The 19,329-nt window shown below is 59.1% G+C and carries 16 protein-coding genes; 1 reads left to right on the top strand and 15 read right to left on the bottom strand.

Annotated features, from left to right (window positions below):
• Nucleotides 1–2: 2 nt before the first annotated feature.
• The 13 genes from nuoK to ubiE all read right to left on the bottom strand — a co-directional run bounded on the left by nuoK (nt 3) and on the right by ubiE (nt 13,344).
• Entirely contained in the window at nt 3–302 is a 300-nt protein-coding gene (gene nuoK / locus CJ187_RS00300; protein WP_102216274.1) for an NADH-quinone oxidoreductase subunit NuoK, read from the bottom strand.
• Nucleotides 299–1,282 (bottom strand): NADH-quinone oxidoreductase subunit J, encoded by a 984-nt coding sequence (locus tag CJ187_RS00295; protein ID WP_233187320.1) that lies wholly within the window; start codon nt 1,280–1,282, stop codon nt 299–301. Before CJ187_RS00295 ends, nuoK begins: the two co-directional genes overlap by 4 nt.
• Nucleotides 1,279–1,974 (bottom strand): NADH-quinone oxidoreductase subunit NuoI, encoded by a 696-nt coding sequence (gene nuoI, locus CJ187_RS00290; protein ID WP_102216275.1) that lies wholly within the window; start codon nt 1,972–1,974, stop codon nt 1,279–1,281. Before nuoI ends, CJ187_RS00295 begins: the two co-directional genes overlap by 4 nt.
• Entirely contained in the window at nt 1,967–3,277 is a 1,311-nt protein-coding gene (gene nuoH, locus CJ187_RS00285; RefSeq protein ID WP_199171058.1) for an NADH-quinone oxidoreductase subunit NuoH, read from the bottom strand. The genes nuoI and nuoH overlap by 8 nt, the downstream gene beginning before the upstream one ends.
• Entirely contained in the window at nt 3,278–5,848 is a 2,571-nt protein-coding gene (locus CJ187_RS00280; protein WP_102216276.1) for an NADH-quinone oxidoreductase subunit G, read from the bottom strand.
• Nucleotides 5,845–7,179: an NADH-quinone oxidoreductase subunit NuoF gene (gene nuoF / locus CJ187_RS00275; protein WP_102216277.1), complete on the bottom strand. Its 1,335-nt coding sequence runs from the start codon at nt 7,177–7,179 to the stop codon at nt 5,845–5,847. The genes CJ187_RS00280 and nuoF overlap by 4 nt, the downstream gene beginning before the upstream one ends.
• The gene (nuoE, locus tag CJ187_RS00270) at nt 7,176–7,943 is read right to left on the bottom strand and encodes an NADH-quinone oxidoreductase subunit NuoE (RefSeq protein WP_102216278.1); all 768 of its coding nucleotides are present in this window, start codon (nt 7,941–7,943) and stop codon (nt 7,176–7,178) included. Before nuoE ends, nuoF begins: the two co-directional genes overlap by 4 nt.
• Nucleotides 7,943–9,289, bottom strand: a complete 1,347-nt coding sequence (locus CJ187_RS00265; protein ID WP_102216279.1) for an NADH-quinone oxidoreductase subunit D — start codon at nt 9,287–9,289, stop codon at nt 7,943–7,945. The genes nuoE and CJ187_RS00265 overlap by 1 nt, the downstream gene beginning before the upstream one ends.
• On the bottom strand, nt 9,289–10,029 hold the full coding sequence (locus CJ187_RS00260) for an NADH-quinone oxidoreductase subunit C (protein ID WP_102216280.1): 741 nt from the start codon (nt 10,027–10,029) through the stop codon (nt 9,289–9,291). The genes CJ187_RS00265 and CJ187_RS00260 overlap by 1 nt, the downstream gene beginning before the upstream one ends.
• Nucleotides 10,026–10,580: an NADH-quinone oxidoreductase subunit B gene (locus tag CJ187_RS00255; RefSeq protein ID WP_284667625.1), complete on the bottom strand. Its 555-nt coding sequence runs from the start codon at nt 10,578–10,580 to the stop codon at nt 10,026–10,028. Before CJ187_RS00255 ends, CJ187_RS00260 begins: the two co-directional genes overlap by 4 nt.
• Nucleotides 10,581–10,595: 15 nt before the next feature.
• Nucleotides 10,596–10,958 carry an NADH-quinone oxidoreductase subunit A gene (locus CJ187_RS00250; protein WP_102216282.1) on the bottom strand — a complete coding sequence of 121 codons (363 nt, stop codon included), beginning with the start codon at nt 10,956–10,958 and terminating at the stop codon, nt 10,596–10,598.
• A 130-nt stretch (nt 10,959–11,088) separates the two neighbouring features.
• On the bottom strand, nt 11,089–12,384 hold the full coding sequence (locus CJ187_RS00245; protein ID WP_233187321.1) for a geranylgeranyl reductase family protein: 1,296 nt from the start codon (nt 12,382–12,384) through the stop codon (nt 11,089–11,091).
• A 240-nt stretch (nt 12,385–12,624) separates the two neighbouring features.
• Nucleotides 12,625–13,344, bottom strand: coding sequence for a bifunctional demethylmenaquinone methyltransferase/2-methoxy-6-polyprenyl-1,4-benzoquinol methylase UbiE (ubiE, locus tag CJ187_RS00240; protein WP_102216283.1), 720 nt, complete (start codon nt 13,342–13,344; stop codon nt 12,625–12,627).
• 220 nt (nt 13,345–13,564) lie between these two features.
• Between ubiE and CJ187_RS00235 the strand changes: the two genes are divergently transcribed.
• Complete coding sequence (locus CJ187_RS00235; protein ID WP_102216284.1) at nt 13,565–15,145, top strand: isochorismate synthase; 1,581 nt, start codon at nt 13,565–13,567, stop codon at nt 15,143–15,145.
• A gap of 13 nt (nt 15,146–15,158) precedes the next feature.
• Here CJ187_RS00235 and CJ187_RS00230 read toward each other — a convergent pair whose 3' ends face one another.
• Together CJ187_RS00230 and menD are read right to left on the bottom strand one after the other, a co-directional pair.
• Nucleotides 15,159–16,583, bottom strand: coding sequence for a S1C family serine protease (locus CJ187_RS00230; RefSeq protein WP_233187322.1), 1,425 nt, complete (start codon nt 16,581–16,583; stop codon nt 15,159–15,161).
• A 729-nt stretch (nt 16,584–17,312) separates the two neighbouring features.
• A complete protein-coding gene (menD, locus tag CJ187_RS00225) occupies nt 17,313–19,328 on the bottom strand; it encodes a 2-succinyl-5-enolpyruvyl-6-hydroxy-3-cyclohexene-1-carboxylic-acid synthase (RefSeq protein WP_102216285.1) in 2,016 nt (671 codons plus the stop codon).
• Between the last annotated feature and the right edge of the window lies 1 nt (nt 19,329).

Genomic DNA, 19,329 nt, shown 5'->3' with positions numbered 1-19,329 from the left:
CCCTAGTTCTTCAGTAGGTTGACTTCGTCGACCGAAGTGGTGCGACGGGAACGGAATATGGAGACGATGATCGCTAAGCCGACCACAACCTCGGCGGCGGCGACGATCATCACGAAGAATGCCATCACTTGCCCCGTGTAGTCCCCGTGGATGCGGGCGAAAGTTATGAGGGTAAGGTTAGCTGAGTTCAGCATCAGTTCCACGCCCATGAGCGATATCACCGCACTCTTACGCACCACCACGACGGCGGTGCCGATGGAGAAAATGATTATCGCGAGCGCTAGGTAGTAACCGAGGCTCATTGGTCGTCCTCCTCAAGTTCTTTCTTGGAATCTCCCGCTTCGATCGCGGTCGGTGCGACCTGTTGTTCCAGGCCGGTGGGCGCTGCTTTACCTGCCATGCCCCACGCTTGCGAAGCACCGACCCGGTCGTTAGCTGCCTTTCCGTGCAGAGACTGCGTGGAGTCACCGCGCGCCACTTCCGCCAGCTGCCTGGCAAGCTTGGGGTCCACAGCGGATAGTTCGCGGTCTAGGCCACGGACGCGAAGTACGCGCGGCACGGAGTCTTCAACCGGCTGTTCGGTTTCGCCCGACAGGGCAGCGATGTCCGCCGCGTTCGTCCGGGCGTATACACCGGGTGCGGTGTGCTGGCCAATGTGCCGACCTTCAGCTGCGTAGGCAGCCATTTTTGCTTCGACAACGTGGCGTTGGGTCCGTTTAGGCGTGAGCCGGTCTGCGTGCGTTAGGAACACGGCGCCGAGCGCCGCGGTAATCAGCAGGGCGGCCGCGAGTTCCATTGAGAACCAGTGCCCACCGAACAGGGTTTGTGCCAGCCCTTCAATCGGTTGGTCTGACGCTGCTTCTTCTGCGAATCCGCGGGCGACCGGTAGGTTCGAGAACACTACGGCGGTCACTAGCGCTACAGCGAGTAGAATCGCGGCGATCACCGCGGTGGTTATGTATCCGCGGCGTTGACGCGCGTATTCGTCGGAGGCTTGAATCCCGATCATCATGAGCACGAACAGGAACAGCATCATGATTGCGCCCGTGTACACCACGATTTGTGCGATCCCGAGGAAGGGGGCGGACTGCATGATGTAGATGACTGCCAGGCCCACCATGACGGTCACCATGGAGATCGCTGCGTACGCTGCTTTTTTGAAGAATAGGACCCCTAGCCCACCGGCGATCATTATTACCGCGACGCCGCAAAAGAGGATGGCTTCACCGGTTGAGCCCATGGTTGCGCCCGCCGGGGTGGCCATTTCGGATGTAAGCATCATTTCTTCGCCTCCTGCGCGGAGCTTGTTGCCGGCTGGCGGTCGGTCACTGCGTTTTGTGCCGATTCGATTGTCGCGTCTTGCGGCCGGTGTTTCTTCACCCAGTCCACTTGTGATTGCTGAGGTCCGGTTACTTCACCGCGATAGTAGTTGTCGTCTGTGGTACCTTCCGCCATCGGGTGGGGGGCACTCAGCATTCCTTCTTCGAGGGGGGCGAGCAACTGCTGTTTTTCAAAAATGAGGTCGCGGCGCGTGTAGTCGGCCAGTTCGAAGTCGTTGGTCATGGTGAGGGCTCGCGTGGGGCACGCTTCTATGCACAGGCCACAGAAGATGCAGCGTGAGTAGTTCACCTGGTAGACCCTGCCGTAGCGTTCACCCGGGGAGTACTGCGCACCGGGTTTATTGTCGCCGGCCTCCACGAGGATCGCGTCCGCTGGGCACGCCCATGCGCAGAGTTCGCATCCAATGCATTTTTCGAGGCCGTCGGCGTAGCGGTTCAGCTGGTGGCGGCCGTGGAACCGGGGCATTGTGAAGGGGCCCTCAAACGGATACTGCTCGGTAACTGTGGGTCGGAAGAACGACGTGAAGGTCACGCCGTATCCCGCTACGGGTGCGAATAACGAACCGAAGAACCCTTTCGGATCTTGTTCGTAACGCATTTCGTCGTCACCGTGTTTTTGATTCTTCTCACTCATTGTCTGTCTCTTTCCCACTAGCCGTGGCCGACACGCGACCGGCGCGTGGCGACGGTGGTAAATGCTGTCCCGGAAGTGGAGGTACCGGGTAACCATCTGCGAAGGCATCCAATGGTTCGTCCGATGGTGGGGTTTCCACCTCGGGTTTATCTGTGATCCACAAGATGATCAGGGCGATTACGAATACTCCCGCAACTCCGCCGAGGAGGACCGTGTAGGAGGAGGTCACCCAGGTCTGTACGCCGCGTACCACCGCGACGATTACGAGCCAGGCCATGGACACGGGGATAAGGATCTTCCATCCCAGCTGCATGAACTGGTCGTACCGGAACCGCAGGAGGGTACCTCGGGTCCAGACCATAAAGAAGAACATGGTCCACATCTTCAGGTTGAACCATAGGAAACCCCACCAGCCGCTATTGAAGTCGATGAATGGGACGTAGCTTAAGCCGAACGGGGCGTGCCACCCGCCGAGGAAAATTGTGGTTGCCACGGCGGAGACGTTGAACATGTTGATGTATTCGGACAGGTAGTACCAGCCGAACTTCATGGATGAGTATTCCGTCATGTGCCCGGCAACCAGTTCACCTTCTGCTTCTGGCAGGTCGAACGGGAGGCGGTTAACCTCACCGACCATCGAAATGACGTAGACCACGAACGCGGGAAGCAGGGCGAAGGCCCACCACACTGGGTATTGGGACGCCACGATCTGCGACGTGGACATGGATCCCGCCACAATGAACACCGACACGAGTGACATCCCCATTGAAAGTTCGTACGAAATCACTTGCGCCGCGGAACGCACGGAACCGAGCAGCGGTAATGTCGAGCGGGTTGACCAGCCACCCAGCACGGTGCCGTACAGACCGATTGAGGCGATCGCAAGAATGTAAAGTACGGAAATCGGGGTGTCCGCTAGCTGTAGCGGGGTTGAGCGCCCAAAGATGTGCACGTTAGGCCCCATTGGGATCACGGCCATCACCATGAATGCTGAGAACGCGGAGATTGCCGGGGCGATGAAGTAGATGAACTTCTCTGCCCTGTCGGTCCAGATGTCCTCTTTGAATAGGAGCTTCCCGGCGTCTGCGAACGCTTGGAATAGTCCGAGGGGGCCGGCAACGTTTGGGCCGGGGCGGGTTTGCATGCGCCCGAGGCCGCGGCGTTCTACCCACAGTGCCATGATCACGGACACGATCAAGAACAACACTATGCAGATTGCCTTGATGAGGGTGATCCACCACGTTTCTTGACTAAAGTCCGCTGCCGCCGTGGTGGGCGGTGCGAACGGTACCAGCAGGGCCACTTATTTCACCTCCGCTTTTACCAGCGAGACCACGCTGCCCGCGCGGGCCCCCAGGTTTTCGTGTACAACGCTACCTTCTGAGCATTCGGGTACCCACACGACGTTTTGCGGCAGGTCCGCGATAGCAACCGGTAGTGTGATGGTTCCTCGTTCGGAACCGACCGTGACGGGTTCGTCTACGGTAACGCCCACGCTTTGCGCGCTTTGTGCCGACAGGTAGGCTACCGGTTTGCGTCCGGTTCCCGCGAGGGTCGGGGCGTTGTCTTGCATGCGTCCGCTGTCGAGCATGGGTTTGTGCGTGGCGAGCACCGCTTCGTTTGCTGCAGGTGCGGCCACGGGGTCGGCCTGGACGTCCGGGTCGGACATGCGGTTCCTGTCCCAGTTCATGAGTTCGTTCATTTCCGCATGCGTTGCCTTCAGCGTCGCGATGCCCAGGTCGATACCCATGTCTTCTGCGATTCGGCTGAGGACTTCGCGGTCGGTTAGTGCCCGGGAAGATAGGACTTGCCCGAAGGGACGCAGGCGCCCCTCCCAGTTAATGTAGGTCCCGTTCTTTTCCGGTGCGGGTGCAACCGGGAGGACTACGTCCGCCATCTCAGTTAGTTCAGACTGGCGCACTTCCAGGCTGACCACAAACTTCGCTTTCTGCACTGCGGTGCGCAGGGCTTGTGGGTCCGCTGCGTCGCGGGGGTCAACCCCGCCGAGCACGATTACGTCACGCGCGTCTTGCGCGGCGTCAGCCACGATTCCTTCAGCACACTTGGCGGTGTCGTCGGGCACCGAGGTACCCCACACAGCCGACAGGTCGGCGCGTGCTTCCGGGTCTTCTACGCTGCGGCCGAATGGGAGGAGTCCACCCACGAGCCCTACGTCTAGGCCGCCGCGTTCACCGGCGCGACGTGGAATCCACGCCAGCCGCGCGCCCGTGCGTTGGGCGAGTTTTGCAACCTGCGTGTAAAGCCCCGGAACAGTTGCGGCGCGTTCCCCAACCAGGATGATGCCCGAGGCCAGCTGGTCCGCCAGCTCTCCGTCGATCGCGGCAATAACTTCCGGTTCTGTTCCGGGAGCAGCACGCAGCACGTTTGCTGCGAGTTTGCGGCTTCCCGGAGTGGTCATCGGAGCAACCGTCGTCACCTGCGTCTTCCCGGCGAGGACGCCCTTGCGCAGTCGTAAGAACACGGAGCCAATCTCGTCCTCAGGTTCAAGTGCAACCAAGAGGACGCGCCCGGCCTTCTCCAGATCTTTGTAGGTCACATCCAGGCCTCGGCCGGCCACGCGGGCTCCGAGGAACTGGGTTTCTTCCAAGCTGGTGTTGCGCATGCGCTGGTCAATCTGGTTGGTTCCCACCGCGACGCGCGCGAACTTGCTCCACGCGTATGCGTCTTCAACGGTAAGGCGCCCACCTGGGAGCAGCACGTTGTTCCCGGCTTTGGCATCTTTCAGAGCGGATGCAACGCGGTGCAGTGCGTCGCCCCACGACGTGGGAACCAGTTTTCCATCTTCACGCACCAGCGGGCTTTGCAGCCGGTCGCTGCCCGTAGACCATTCGAATGCGAACCGGTCTTTGTCGGTGATCCACTCTTCGTTCACCTCCGGGTCGTTACCGGCTAGGCGACGAACAATTTCACCGCGGCGAATATCCACGCGGATCGCGGAACCCGAGGCGTCGTGTTCCGTGATCGAAGGGGTGGACACCAGGTCGAAGGGGCGTCCGCGGAACCGGTAGGATGCCGCCGTTAGCGCACCGACCGGGCAGATTTGGATGATGTTACCCGAGAAGTAGGAGCCGAACGGGCGGTCCGACTGGTCCCGCTGCGCTTGCGTGAGCGGGCCCGCACCTGAGCCTGCTTCCACACCGGCGTCCCCTTCCGGGCCGGATACGGACAGGTCGGGAGGCAAGACCCCATCGGTGATGGCTTCGTTGTGGTAGCCGAGGATTTGCGTGTCGAAACCACCAACTTGTTCACCCATGAAGTAGTGGTCGTCCGTGGGGGAACTGCCCCCGCCGCGGCCTTGCAGGTCAATGAATGCGTCCCCTGCGATTTCTTTGCCGAACCGCACGCAGCGTTGGCACAGGATGCAGCGGTCGCGGTCCAGCAGAATGTTCGAGGTGACCCGCACGGGTTTGGGGAATGTGCGTTTCGCGTCGATGAAGCGGGTGGCTTCGCGCCCTTCCGTCATCGCTTGGTTCTGCAGGGGGCATTCGCCACCCTTGTCGCACACAGGGCAGTCCAGCGGGTGGTTGATCAGCAGGAACTCCATGATTCCGTGCTGAGCTTTTTTCGCCACTTCGGACGTGCGTTGGGTTTTTACTTGCATGCCGGGCATAACCGTCATGGTGCATGAGGTTTGTGGTTTCGGCATGGTGGAGATTTTGCCGTCCCGCCCGGGGGCTGCGACCTCCACTAGGCATTGGCGACATGCGCCCGCTGGTTTTAGTAACGGGTGGTCGCAGAATCGGGGAATTCGGATCCCAGCTTGTTCTGCGGCGCGGATAATCAGGGTGCCTTTGGGCACGCTAACTTCGGCGCCGTCAATCGTGAGCGTCACCATTTCTTGTGCTTCACTCATCGCTCTCCCCCCTGTTTGAAGACGGCGGATGCTTCGTACGGGAACATTTCGCGCGCCGGCGTGTGCATGCCCGCTTCGAATTCTTCGCGGAAATGGTCAATGCCGCTGCGTACCGGGGTTGCGGCTGCGTCCCCTAGTGCGCAGAAAGACCGGCCGGCGATGTTTCCGGCGATTTCGTACAATAGGTCAATGTCACCAGGTTCGCCCTGGCCTTGTTCTAGTCGCAGCATGATCTGCTTCATCCAGTACGTACCTTCGCGGCACGGAGTGCATTTACCGCACGATTCGTGCTGGTAGAACTCCGTCCACCGGGTGATGACGCGAACCACGGAGGTGGTTTCGTCAAATACTTGCAGCGCGCGGGTGGCGAGCATGGAGCCGGCTTCAACCACTGATTCGTAGTCCAAAGGCACGTCTAGGTGTTCTTCGGTGAACAGTGGGGTCGATGACCCACCGGGGGTCCAGAACTTGAGTTTGTGCCCGTCGCGAACTCCGCCTGCCATTTCTAGTAGTTGCCGCATAGTGATCCCGAATGGGGCTTCGAACTGGCCGGGGTTGTTCACGTGTCCGGAGATGGAGAACAGGCCGTGTCCAGAAGATTTTTCTGTGCCCATTGACTTGAACCAGCCGGTTTCGTGGCGGAATATGCCCGCTACTTGCGAGATTGATTCCACGTTGTTCACCACGGTGGGGCGGGCGTAGAGGCCCGCGACAGCGGGGAATGGTGGTTTCAACCGCGGGTGTCCGCGCCGGCCTTCGAGCGAGTCGAGCAACGCGGTTTCTTCACCGCAGATGTAGGCGCCCGCACCGGCGTGCGCGGTGATGCGCAGGGTTTGGTCTTTGTTTGGCCCCAGGTTCTCCCCCAGGTAACCAGCTTCTTCTGCTTCCCGCACCGCGGCGAGCAGGCGGCGGTAGACGTGCGCCACTTCGCCACGCAGGTAGATAAATGCGTGTTCGCAGCGAATTGCGCGTGCTGTAATTGCCATTCCTTCGATGAGGACGTGGGGGTTCGCCATGAGCAGCGGCATGTCTTTGCAGGTGCCGGGCTCGGATTCGTCGGCGTTGACCACGAGGTAGCGTGGTTTCCCATCGTCGGGCGGGAGGAATGACCACTTGAGGCCCGTGGGGAACCCGGCGCCACCACGGCCGCGTAAACCGGAGTTTTTCACGAGTTCTGTGATGTCACTCGGTTCCATGCGCATAGCTTTTTCCAGACCCGAGTACCCTCCGCGGGAACGGTAAGATTCGAGCGTCCAGGAACGGTCTTCGCCCCATCCTTCCGTAACTACCGGCGTTAGGGTACCGGGTTTACTGAAACTAACGGCGCTCACTGTCCGTTACCTCCCTTATCTTCGGGTGTTACCGCTGGGCGGTCTGCTGACGAACCGTGTTCCCCCGCGTGCGGGGGTGCGTCGTCACCAATTGCGTCCGGAGCTGCTTGCACCGGGGCCGCCCATTCGTGCTGCTGGGCAATGTTCAAGCCGCGCAAGGAAGCTTCCCCAGCGGATGGTCCCTCGTCAACTAGACCGTCTTCAAAACCGGCTAGTAGATGCGAGATTTCTTTGAACGTGCGCACTTTGTGGGGCCCGCGCGTGGGTTGCACGTCTTTCCCGGCGGTGATGTCGTCCACCAGCGCGATCGCGGATTCAGGGGTTTGGTTGTCAAAAAACTCCCAGTTGACCATCACCACGGGCGCGTAGTCGCATGCCGCGTTGCATTCCAAACGTTCGAGGGTGATTTTGCCGTCGGCCGTGGTTTCGTCATGCCCCACTCCGAGGTGACCTTCTAGTGCCTCGTAAATCTGGTCGCCGCCCATCACTGCGCACAGCGCATTGGTGCACACGCCCACGTTGAAGTCACCGTTGGGGTGGCGTTTGTACTGCGTGTAGAACGTGGCGACTGCGGAGACCTCCGCTCTGGTGATGTCGAGCTGCTCGGCGCAGAACGTGATTCCGTCTGCCGAAACGTAGCCGTCTACAGATTGTACGAGGTGCAGCAGGGGCAACAGGGCAGAGCGTTCGTGGCCCGTGGGATAACGAGACAGGATCTGCGCTGCTTCTTCTTCTAACCGCGCCTGTGTTTGAGCGTCGAACATTAGCGGTCTACACCTCCTAGAACCGGGTCGATGGATGCCATTGCGACAACCACGTCCGCTAACTGGCCTCCTTCAGTCATCATGGCAAAGGCTTGCAGGTTCGAGTAGGAAGGGTCGCGGAAGTGTGCGCGCCACGGCCGGGTGCCTCCCATGGATACCAGGTGGCAGCCAATAATCCCTTTGGCGTGCTCAATCGTGGAATATACCTGCCCGGCCGGCACCTTGAAGCCTTCAGTTACGAGTTTGAAGTGGTGGATCAGCGATTCCATGGAGGTACCCATGATTTCGCGGATGTGTTCGTATGACGTGCCTTGACCGTCGGCTCCGACAGATAGTTGTGCGGGCCATTTAATTGCCGGGTCCTGAACCATCACCGGTTCACCCTCAGTTGCGTCGAGCTTCTTGAGGACCTGGTTGATGATCCGCAGCGACTGGTAGCACTCATCAAAACGCACGAGCACGCGGTTGTACGCGTCAGACTTGTTCTGTACCGGCACGTCAAACTCGAGTTGGTCGTATCCCCAGTACGGCTGCATTTTCCGCAGGTCCAGGGGCAGGCCGGCAGCGCGCACACCCGGGCCCGTGGTGCCGAGCGCCATGAGCGCCGCTAAAGACATGTAGCCCACGTTTTGGTGACGCAGTTTGAAGATCGGGTTCTGTAGCGTCAGGTCTTGCAGCTCCCCAATATCGTTGCGCACGCTCGGCAGCAGTTCGCGGATGTAATCCGTGGTGCCCTCCGGCAAATCCTGCGCTACCCCACCGGGCCGGAAGTACGCGTGGTTCATCCGCAGGCCGGTGACGCGTTCGAACACACGCAGAATATTTTCGCGCGCACGGAACGCAATGGTCATCATCGTGGTGGCACCCAGTTCGTTCCCACCGGTACCGATCGCGACGACGTGGGAGGCGATGCGGTTCAGTTCCATCATGAGGATGCGGATCAACTTGGCGCGCTCGGGAATTTCGTCTTCAATGTCGAGCAGTTCCTCCACTGCTTTGACGTACACGGCTTCGTTCATGAACGGCGCAACGTAGTCCATACGCGTGCAGAACGTCACGCCTTGGGTCCACGTGCGGTATTCCATGTTCTTTTCGATACCCGTGTGCAGATACCCGGTGTTCAGGCGCGCTTCTCGCACCACTTCGCCGTCTAGCTCGATGATTACACGCAGCACACCGTGCGTTGAGGGGTGGACGGGCCCCATGTTCAGCACGATGCGTTCGTTGTTTAGCTCATCAATTTCTGCGAGTACGTCTTCCCAGTCCCCACCGTTGGCAACGACTTCGGGGAGTTCCTCCACGTCCAACGCGGAGGCCGTAGCATGAAAAACAGGTTTTTCCTTCATTAGTTGTAAGACCTCCTAACGTCCGCTGGGGGAACCGTAGCGCCCTTGTATTCAACGGGTACACCACCGAGCGGGTAGTCCTTCCGCTGCGGGTGTCCGACCCAGTCATCAGGCATCGCGGTTCGGGTTAAGCCGGGGTGTCCTGTGAAAATAATTCCCATGAGGTCCCAGGTTTCTCGTTCGTGCCAGTCGTTGCCCGGATAGACAGAAACGACCGAGGGGATGCGTGGGTCCTCTTCCGGACACGTGACTTCTAAACACAGCATGCGGTTGTGCGTAACTGACATGAGGGCGTACACCGCGTGCAGTTCCCGTCCCTTATCGTTCGGGTAGTTAACGCCAGATACGCCGAGGCACAGTTCGAACCGCAGGTCCTGATCGTCACGCAAGAACTGACAGACCTGCTTGATGTGCTCGCGGGTAATGAAAATGGTCATCTGGTCGCGGTAGATGGAGACGCGTTCAATCACATCCGCAACCTGCTCGCCCGAATCCGTAATCAGTTCTTCCAGCACGTCGACAACGGTGTCGAACCAACCGCCGTAGGGGCGTTCGGACTCACCGGGAAGACGCACTTCGCGGGTTAAGCCACCGAACCCGGTGGTGTCACCACTGCCGTGCACCCCCCACTGGCCGGTGCGGATATCCACCAGCTCCGGTTGAGCTTGGGCCCGTCCGGATGGTTTCTGTGGTTCGGGTGCTGCGCCCTCACCTGTGGTTGATGGAATGTTTTCACTCATGCCAGCAGCCCCTTCATGTCGTGCGTGGGGGTGGCGGCGAGCGCTGCGGCCTCCGCCTTACGCGCAATTTCTTCGCGGTGCGCCCCCAGAGGTTCCTTACCGATCTGCTCGCGCAGCACCAAGATCGCGTTAATAAGTGCCTCAGGCCGCGGTGGACACCCAGGCAAGTACACGTCTACTGGAACGATGTGGTCGCAGCCTTGCAAAATCGCGTAATTATCGAACATGCCCCCACTGGATGCGCACGCCCCCATTGAAATCACCCACTTGGGTTCGGGCATCGAATCGTAAAGACGACGAACAATCGGCGCCATCTTGTGGGATACGCGCCCCGACACGATCAGCAAATCGGAGTGACGCGGCGAGGCGCGGAACACCTCAAGCCCAAAACGAGACATATCAAACCGGGGGGTACCAGCCGCCATCATTTCAATAGCGCAGCACGCAAGCCCCATCGTTACTGGCCACTGGGAATGCTTACGGGCAAGCCCCAGTACTTTCTCAATGGACGTCAGCCCGACACCAGCGGGCAAGCTTTCTTCAAGACCCATTAGTCATACCTCCCATCAGGTCCAGTCCAGGCCGCCGCGGCGCCATTCATAGACGTAGGGCACGAGGATTAATAGTAGGAACGTCATCATTACAACCAGGCCAAACAAACCCAGTTTTCCAAACGAAACCGCCCACGGGTACAGGAACACGACCTCAATGTCGAACACGATGAACGTCATCGCCACCAGGTAGTACTTCACGGGGAAACGCCCGTGGTCTGCTTCCGCTTCGGTGGGTTCCACACCGCATTCGTAGTTAGCGGTTTTGATTTTGTTTTTGACCGTGGGTCCCAAAATCGCGGAGGCTCCCAAACCTCCCAGCGCCACAGCCACCGCTGCCGCCGCCATTATGAGCAACGGGATGTACGGATTGGTCATTGCGCGTCCCCTCTCCAATACGTGCTTGAAATTTTCGGTGAGCCCTGCGGCTCGTTCGTGAACTCTGCTGCCAGTGTAGGCATGCCCGCTATTAAACGCAGATTGTAGGCTGCGTGCGGCTGCTGTGTGATCATACTTTCGGCACCACCTTTGAGAGCGTTGCGATCAGGTGGTCGTCGAAGTCGCCGCCTTTGCGTTCGAAACTGTCGGACAGTAACTTGTGCACGAGTTTCATGAGGCGGCGGCGGGGCAGACCATATTTGGTGCACAACCGCATAATTTTAGGATTCTCAATAAGGCGCACGAACACGCGGCCAAGCGAATAGTAGCCACCCCAGTCTTCCGCAAGCGCTTGCGTATACGTTTCCATCGCGAGGTCGAATCCGGCGTCGGATCGGCGCGACAGAGCGGACACAATTGATTCGGCGGCGTATCGCCCAGCACGCATTCCTGGGGCGATTCCTTCGCCGTTAAATGGTGAGACCATTCCACCGGCGTCACCGACGATTACGAGGCCATTTTCGTAATGCGGCTTTCGGTTAAATGACATGGGCAGAGCTGCGCTGCGCAGTGGTCCTTGCTGGTTTTGGTCCGTGAGTTCCCATTCTTCGGGGAGGTTCGCGGTCCAGGTGCGGAAGATGTCGCGGTACGGCAAAGTGGTGGCTTTTGCGTTTGAGGACACGGAGCCGAGCCCAACGTTTGCTACTCCATTGCCCATGGGGAAGATCCAGCCGTACCCGGGGAGGAGCTCGGATTCACCGCGTTTGCCGCTCCAGAGTTCTAGGTGCGACTCCATCCAGTCGCCGTCCCCAAGCGGGGTTTTGAAGTAGGCGCGGGCCGCTACCCCCAGTGGGCGGTGCGCTAATTTCTCGATGCCGCGTGATGTTGCTAGGCGCGCGGCTACCCCACCGGCGTCCACCACGGCTTTGGCGCGGAACGTGACTTCGCGCGCCTGCTTGCCCCGCCCTACGCGGGCGATGATTCCGCACACGCGCCCGGTTTTGGTTTCGAGGGCGCGCACGAACGTGTGCTCTTCATACAGGTGTACGCCCGCGGATTGTGCGCGCCGCGCGAGTTCTTCGTCTAGCTGCATGCGCGTGCGGGTCATGCCGAAGTCGGGGGTGGATTTCTGCTCTGGCCACGGGAGGTAAATGGAGTGCCCGCCGCCAATTACGTGCAGGCCCGTGTTGCGTGTCCACCCCGCGGTGTCCACCCCCATTAGGTGCACTTCTGCAACGGCCGCGGGGGTTAGCCCGTCGCCGCAGATTTTGTCGCGCGGGAACTTTGATTTCTCTATTAGCGCGACGTCTACACCGGCGCGCGCTAAGTAGTACGCGGTTGCGCTCCCCGAGGGGCCGGCACCTACGACGAGGACGTCGGTGTCAATCACGTCCGCCACATTCGCCTCCAACAGGTGTTCCTCCAATCATGGTTGCTCCTCAGGCGCATTACCTAAAGCGCGGGCGTACCGTTGGTACGGCCCACAGCCACTACTCCACACTACCTACTTGCCTTTTATTCGGTTCTAGGTAGTCATGATCCGCTTGTTCTACCGGATAGTGGGCTGCCTGGTTCGCAAGGGACTAACGTCTTTAAGCCACATTCGTGTTGCTTATTTATTCTTCACCATAACTTGGCATGTTTTTCGCAAAATTCTTTGTGTGTTTTACCGTGCAAGCGCCGTGTGGAAGGCCACTATCCCGAAGGTTAGGTTGCGGTATTTCACGTTGCGCCACCCGCATTCACCGATGGTGCGTTTCAACGATTCCTGGTCGGGCCAATCGGTGATCGATTCGGTCAGGTAGTCGTACGCCACGTCGTCGGACGAGACGAGGCGGGCGATTCGTGGGAGTACGTATCGGTTGTAGGTGCTGTATGCGGCGCTGAAAACTTTATTTTGGGGGTGTGAGAACTCGCATACCAGAAGGCGGCCACCGGGGCGAACTACGCGAGCCATTTCTTTGAGGGCAGCGCGCGTGTCGACGATGTTACGCAGTCCAAATGAGATCGTGGCGGCGTCGAACGCGTTGTCTTCAAACGGGAGGTTGGTGGCGTTGGCCTGTACGAATTTGAGGTTGGGGTAGGTTTTGCGAGCAACGTCTAGCATTCCTTCCGACAGGTCTGCGCCGACGACGTCCGCACCCGTTTTCGCTAGTGACGCGGTGGAGCGCCCCGTTCCCGCCGCGAGGTCGAGCACTTTTTGCCCGGCTTTGGGGGCGAGAGTTTTCACTAGTTCATGGCGCCAGTACCACACCGTTCCAAAGCTTAGGGCGGCGTTGGTGGCGTCGTATCGTTTTGCGACTTTGTTGAACATTCCCGCTACTTCACTGGGATTTTTGTCGAGGTTTGCGCGGTCTACGTCTGCGGCACTGATCTTTTCATTCATGGGCACAATTCTTACACTTTTCAGCGCGATGACGTCGAAACATACGCACGCCCGTCAGCTTCGGGTGCACATTCACCCACTTGGGCTGGGGCCGCGTCCGGGGTTATTCGCGTCTTGTGCCCGCGCGGGGCATTCGTCACTCCCCCTGGATTCCAGTTATCGCGTCTACCGCGGCGTCCATTAGCCGTCTTCACCTTTGCGTCCATTAGAGTAGGGTCTCGTGGCTAGTATTTCGTTTTCCGTTCAGTGCCAGACCGTTGCCCCTCGTTCTTTTCATGAGGTTCTAGGTGAGGCCGATGCGTCCACCCTTTCGGTTTGGCGGGGGCCCGCTTACGCAGGTGCGGCGCAACCCACGGTTGTGGGCAGTGGGTATGCACTCGTACTCATCAGCGACGGTGCTGCGGTGCGGACTCTGGTGCAGCCAACTGCATCTGACCTTGCGCGTGCAAGCGAGCCCGAGCAGCCGGTTCGTCCAGGCACACCGGTTGCCTCGGTGGGGCATCAACCTCACCTACCTATAATTGGGAAGGCGTGGCGCAAACTAACGCAAAACGCGGCTGCCCATTCGGATGCGGACACGTTGGCGGCATTCACAGCTGCGACCGGGCTGGAGCTACCTCTAGCGCTAATTTCCGGTGGGTTCGGACCGCACACGCCTGCCATCGCGGTGGTGCCAGAACGCATGTACGTAGAGTATGCGGGCCAAGCATGGTCGATAACGCACCACGTGGACGCCTCCAGGGCTGCTCAAAACCACGCTACGCTGAATGGTTCCACCTCGCGGTCCGCGGATCCGACCCCATGTAGCACTGATGCAGCCACACGAGTGTCAGAAGCAGCCATGCCACAAGCGGGAGCAACCGCACGACAAACGGATCCGACCCCTATGTGTGCGCCCAGTGGGATTAGCCGAGAGTCGGGGAAGATGACGCCCACGCAGTGGCAGGCCGCGGTGCAGAGCCTGGTGGTCGACTTGAAGAGTGGTCTGGCTGAGAAAGCTGTGCTTGCGCGTGATATTAACCTAGTTGGCAGCCATATTGATTCGCGTTTCCTCGCTCACCGGCTCGCGGAGCAGTACCCCACGTGCTGGGTGTTTGCAGTTGCTGGCCTGCAGGGTGCCTCCCCGGAAATGCTCGCGAGTGTGCGGGATAGGCAAGTGCGCTCCCGCGTTTTGGCAGGCACGTGCCCGCCGGGTGAAGGCGCGGCTTTGATGCGTTCTGAGAAGAACCGACAGGAGCACCGATTAGCGGTCCAGTCCGTTGTTGCCTCATTGCAGGAAGTAGCCGGTGAGGTGCACGCACCCCAGGCGCCGTTTCTCTTAGAGTTACCGAATGTTACGCACCTGGCCTCTGACGTGGTGGCGTCCCTCCCAGGTACTACCCTGGCGGGCGCTGGACCACGCGCCGGGTCTGAGTCCGCACCGGAACTGGCAGGCGCTGGGCCACGCGCCGGAACTGCGCGGGTGTCTCAGCCGGTTGGGTTGTGGAATGTGGTCAGTGCACTCCACCCTTCGGCCGCAGTATGTGGCACACCGACGCAAGCTGCTTACGAGTTGATCGTAAAGCACGAGTCAACTGAGCGCGGCCGCTACTCCGGGCCTGTTGGCTGGATGGACGCGCGAGGGGCAGGTGCGTGCGCGATCGCGTTGCGATGCGGGCAGTTGACCCCAGATGGGCTGGCGATGCAGGTCGTGGCAGGCGGTGGCATTATGCCGGATTCGCAACCAGACCTAGAGCTAGCGGAGACGGAAGCGAAACTCGCGCCCGTCCTCACTGCTCTAGGTCTAGCGAAACCACTCTAGGTCTAGCAAAATGCTAGCTTCGGGTTTCGCTACGGGCCTGCAGGGTGGCTTGCACTTTTTGGATTTTGCCGCTGCGCGCGAACTCAATCGTCACCTGCTCTCCAGCGTTGTATCGGCGAACAAAACCGGTGAGTGACTGCGCGTTCGTCACTGCTTTGCCGTCGATACTCAAGATCACGTCCCCTTGTTTTAAGCCGGCTTCTTCTCCGGGGCCGCCACGAACAACGGACTGCACTTGCGCTCCAACGCGGTTCACCCCGTCAACTTGCACGGGTGCAGAACTGATCGACACCCCGAGGAACGCGTGCTGTGCCTTCCCGTTTTCAATCAGCTGCTTAACCACGTTCGAAACGAGGTTGGAGGGGATGGCGAACCCAACGCCGATTGACCCAGCGCTTTCACTGGACCCGGTGGAAGCGATCGAGGAGTTAATGCCAATCACCCGCCCGGTCTCGTCGAACAGTGGGCCACCTGAGTTCCCAGGGTTAATCGACGCATCAATTTGGATCGCGTTGGTAACCACGGTGTCTGCTTGGCGGGATTCGCGTTGCATTCCAAATGGGTTGGGTAGCGATCCCATTTCGTCGTCCGGGACCGCTGTTTTAACCGCTACGGGCCGGTCTAGTGCCGACACGATCCCCGTGGTGACGGTGTCGTTGTAACCCAGGGGTGATCCGATTGCCATAACTGCTTGGCCTACCGAGAGTTTCTCGGAGTCCCCCATGTTGGCGGCAGTCAGGTCTTTGGGTGGGTTGGCAAGCTTGATTACCGCGAGGTCTGTTTCTGGGTCAGTGCCCACAATTTCTGCTTTATACAGCCGCCCATCGGTTAGAGATACGATTATCTGCCCGCCGTTCGTGGCATTTGAAACAACGTGGTAGTTGGTGACCACGTGCCCTTCCCCGTCCCAGATAACACCCGACCCGGTGTCAGCCGAATTGCCATTGGAAACTTGGATGGAAACGGTGGCTGGACGCACAGCTTTCGCTACTGCCTGCCAGTCTTGCGACTCCCCTTTAGCCTGGACGATGTCTGCGGACTTACCTTGTGGTTCGTGGGTTTGGGTTTGCGAAGAAACTGGTTGTGACGCGTTTTTCGCCATGTAGTATCCTGCGCCAGCACCGGACACGCCGCCGACCAGTAGCGCCAAAACAGCTGTGCCCACCACGATTTTAGATTTTCCACCGCGTTTATTTGCGTTTCGTGGTTTTTCTTGAGGTACCACAGGCGGCCAGGTTTGCGCTTCCGCTTCGGAGTAGCTGTCACGGGGCATCTCGCGGGTATCGGTTTGCTCATGGGGTGCCTGCGAAGGTGCTTGAAAGCCTTGTTCAGCATTGGCCTGCGGGTCGTTTTCCTCGCGGTTCACGTGTGGGATCCCTGTTTGACTGTCACCGGTAAACGTCGGTGAGTTCGGATCCCATGTTTCATCGTTATTCATTAAGCGTCCTACTCTTTAGTTAGAGCTTCCATTAAAACTGTCAACGTACCTATGTTTACGCACCAAACTTAATACCCATAAAGTATCATCTGAACGTTTCCTGGAAGCCTCATGGGTGCGCTTTTGTCGCGTGGAAGGCCTCTTGCACCCCATTGCCACGTTTATCTCTTTACCCCCGTTGGCCACGTTTACCTCATTGCGTACGTTTGCCACGTTTACCTGTCTATTTCGTTGCCTCGCTTTATTCCAGTTCTATAACCCGATCGTGTCGCTGTGCCACGCACGGATCTCGGGCGCGCATACACTAACGGGAGCGTTATGTTATCCCCGATGCTCACCGTGTTTATTAGCGCAGACTTTTGAGGTACGAACCCGGGTAACTGGTTGCGTCACCAGTCCTCAAACGCAGCCCTCACTATTCCTTGGTAGTGGCAGACCGCCACCACCGTCGACACCAGGAGGGTGAACAGAATCTGGTGTTCCACAAGAAAGCTCAGGTACTGCATCAACACGTCAGCGGTAGCACAAATGTCTTGCGCGTATTCGAATAGGCCAGCATGGAGCCTGCTATCCGAAAACTATTCTAGGACCCCGCCGGTAGCGAGTGCGCATGCTTTAGCCATTCCCAATGCCGTAACAGCATGGCCAACACCTTTAATTGCATTCCTATTCTCGTGGTCGAATTCCCAGTACCCATAATAATTCCATAATCACTCGGGCCAATAGAAGCTAGTCAGCAAACATATTCTTGAGGGCCTGCGCGGCCCCGTGGGGGCTGCAGACCACGTGAATTATGCGCGCGCCCTCAAACGGAGCGTTCAGAATCTTTAAAAGTTTTTCGTCACCGCGTGCCGTCGACAGTTTCGCATCCCATTGCGCCGTTAGTTCCTCTTCGCGTGAACCATCTAGTGCCCCGCCCCGCGTATCAGGCATTCTTGACATCTCAACGCGCCGGTACGAATACCCGTAAGCGTGAGCAAGTGCCTCATAGTCCACATTCTGTTTCTGCGCAAAATAGCGTTCGTACATTTCTTTTGAGGCTGCCTTTCCGTGCTCTAAGGACTCAAAAATTCGCCCACCAGCATCGTCTAACACGACGATGTCCAACTGCGCACAGCCCTGCGATTGCCGCAGCGAAGAGGCGTCGTGCAGAAAAGTAACGTCCCCCAGTAGCACGCGCACCGGCAAACCCAGCGCCGCATGTACCCCCTTCGCTAACGCCACGGTTCCGTCAATTCCCGCCTGACCCCGATTCGTGTAAACCCGCCGTTTACCGGTCTCAGCCCAGGACTGCTCGACCCCAGCGGGTTCTTTCGCCAGCAAATCCACGTACCGAATAGCGTTAGACGCACCAAGTACCAAAGCATGCTCACGTGGGGTTTGTGCACGCTCCATTTCTTGTGCACGACCACTTTGCTTACCACCGTTTTCGACGTGGAACTGACCGGTGAAAACCTGCCACACCAGCTGCGCTGCTCGAGCAGCGTCCGGCACCCCCGTGGTTCGCAGTGCAGCCGCTCTTTGTTTCCACTGCCGCGCCCAAGCCGTTACCTTCTCGGGGACACCACCATCTTCTTTGCGTTCACCCTCGTTTATTCCCCATGGTTCGCCAGGTACCCCCGCCACATCACCTGGTTTACACGGCGCCGCCAAACGAGGAACCACCACGTCCGCGTATCCGCGCACATCGGGCCACTCGCTCCCCTCAGAAACTACGATTATCCGCACGTCTGGCCGTGCAAGGAGAGCAGAAACAGGTCTCGAAATAGTGGGGGTACCCACCAGCACCACCTGCTGAACTTCACTGCTGTAACGCCGGAGCATTTCTTGCTGGTGCGGGGTCCACCACGGGCTTCCAAAAGCGGGTGAGGACGGTTCCGCCAGCAGGGGGTATCCCGTAGCTGACGCATACGCTACCGACGTACCATCGTCCCCATTGCCCGCAACGATTACGGTTCTAAGAGACGCATCCACCACGGCTTCCCAAGCGGCCGGCTTCGACTGCGTGGCGTGCACCTCAGGAATAGGAACAGAATCTACCGAAACACGCGGGGAAGCCAAAGGGGGTATTTGCGTAGGGACACTTTTAGAACTAGACGTGTCGCGCATTTTGGGGCGCACAACAAAAGAATTTTGAGGGCGCACAGCAGAAGGGGGTACCAGGGGTTCGCGAAACGCCACGTTAATGTGGACCGGACCACCCGGCATATCCACAGCTCGGACGGCTTTATGAACAATTTGGTTCACCAGCCCTCGGCGCCACTGGGGCCCTTCCACCATTTGGTCAGGAATATTCAACACCGGTGCAAATGGTGTGAATAAGGCGGTCTGATCTGTTGTTTGCGACGCCCCTACGCCATGCCAATCCCATGGCCGGTCCGCCGAAATAACAACCAGGGGTACGTGGGAGTGCGCGGCCTCAATCACTGCTGGCAGCAGGTGCGCAGGCGCTGTACCCGACGTGGTCACCACGGCCGCAGCCTTACCGGAGGCCCGCCCCAAACCGAGCGCAAAGAAACCTGCGCTGCGCTCATCAATCTCTGGATACACCCGAATCGGGTCTACACCAGTGGCTGCCGATGCTTCCACACGGGTCGTCGCTTCTGCTTTCGCGTCTGACTCTGCTTCCGCGAGCGCATATAGCAGCGGGGCGTTCCGTGAACCCGGGCATACTACCCAGTCACGCACCCCCAGTTCCAGCAGGGTTTTCACGATCTGACGCGCAACTTCTACCGCCGCCACCATT

This window comes from Gleimia hominis (assembly GCF_002871945.2).
Classification (GTDB): Bacteria; Actinomycetota; Actinomycetes; order Actinomycetales; family Actinomycetaceae; genus Gleimia; species Gleimia hominis_A.
This window is presented reverse-complemented; position numbering and strand designations above follow the sequence as displayed.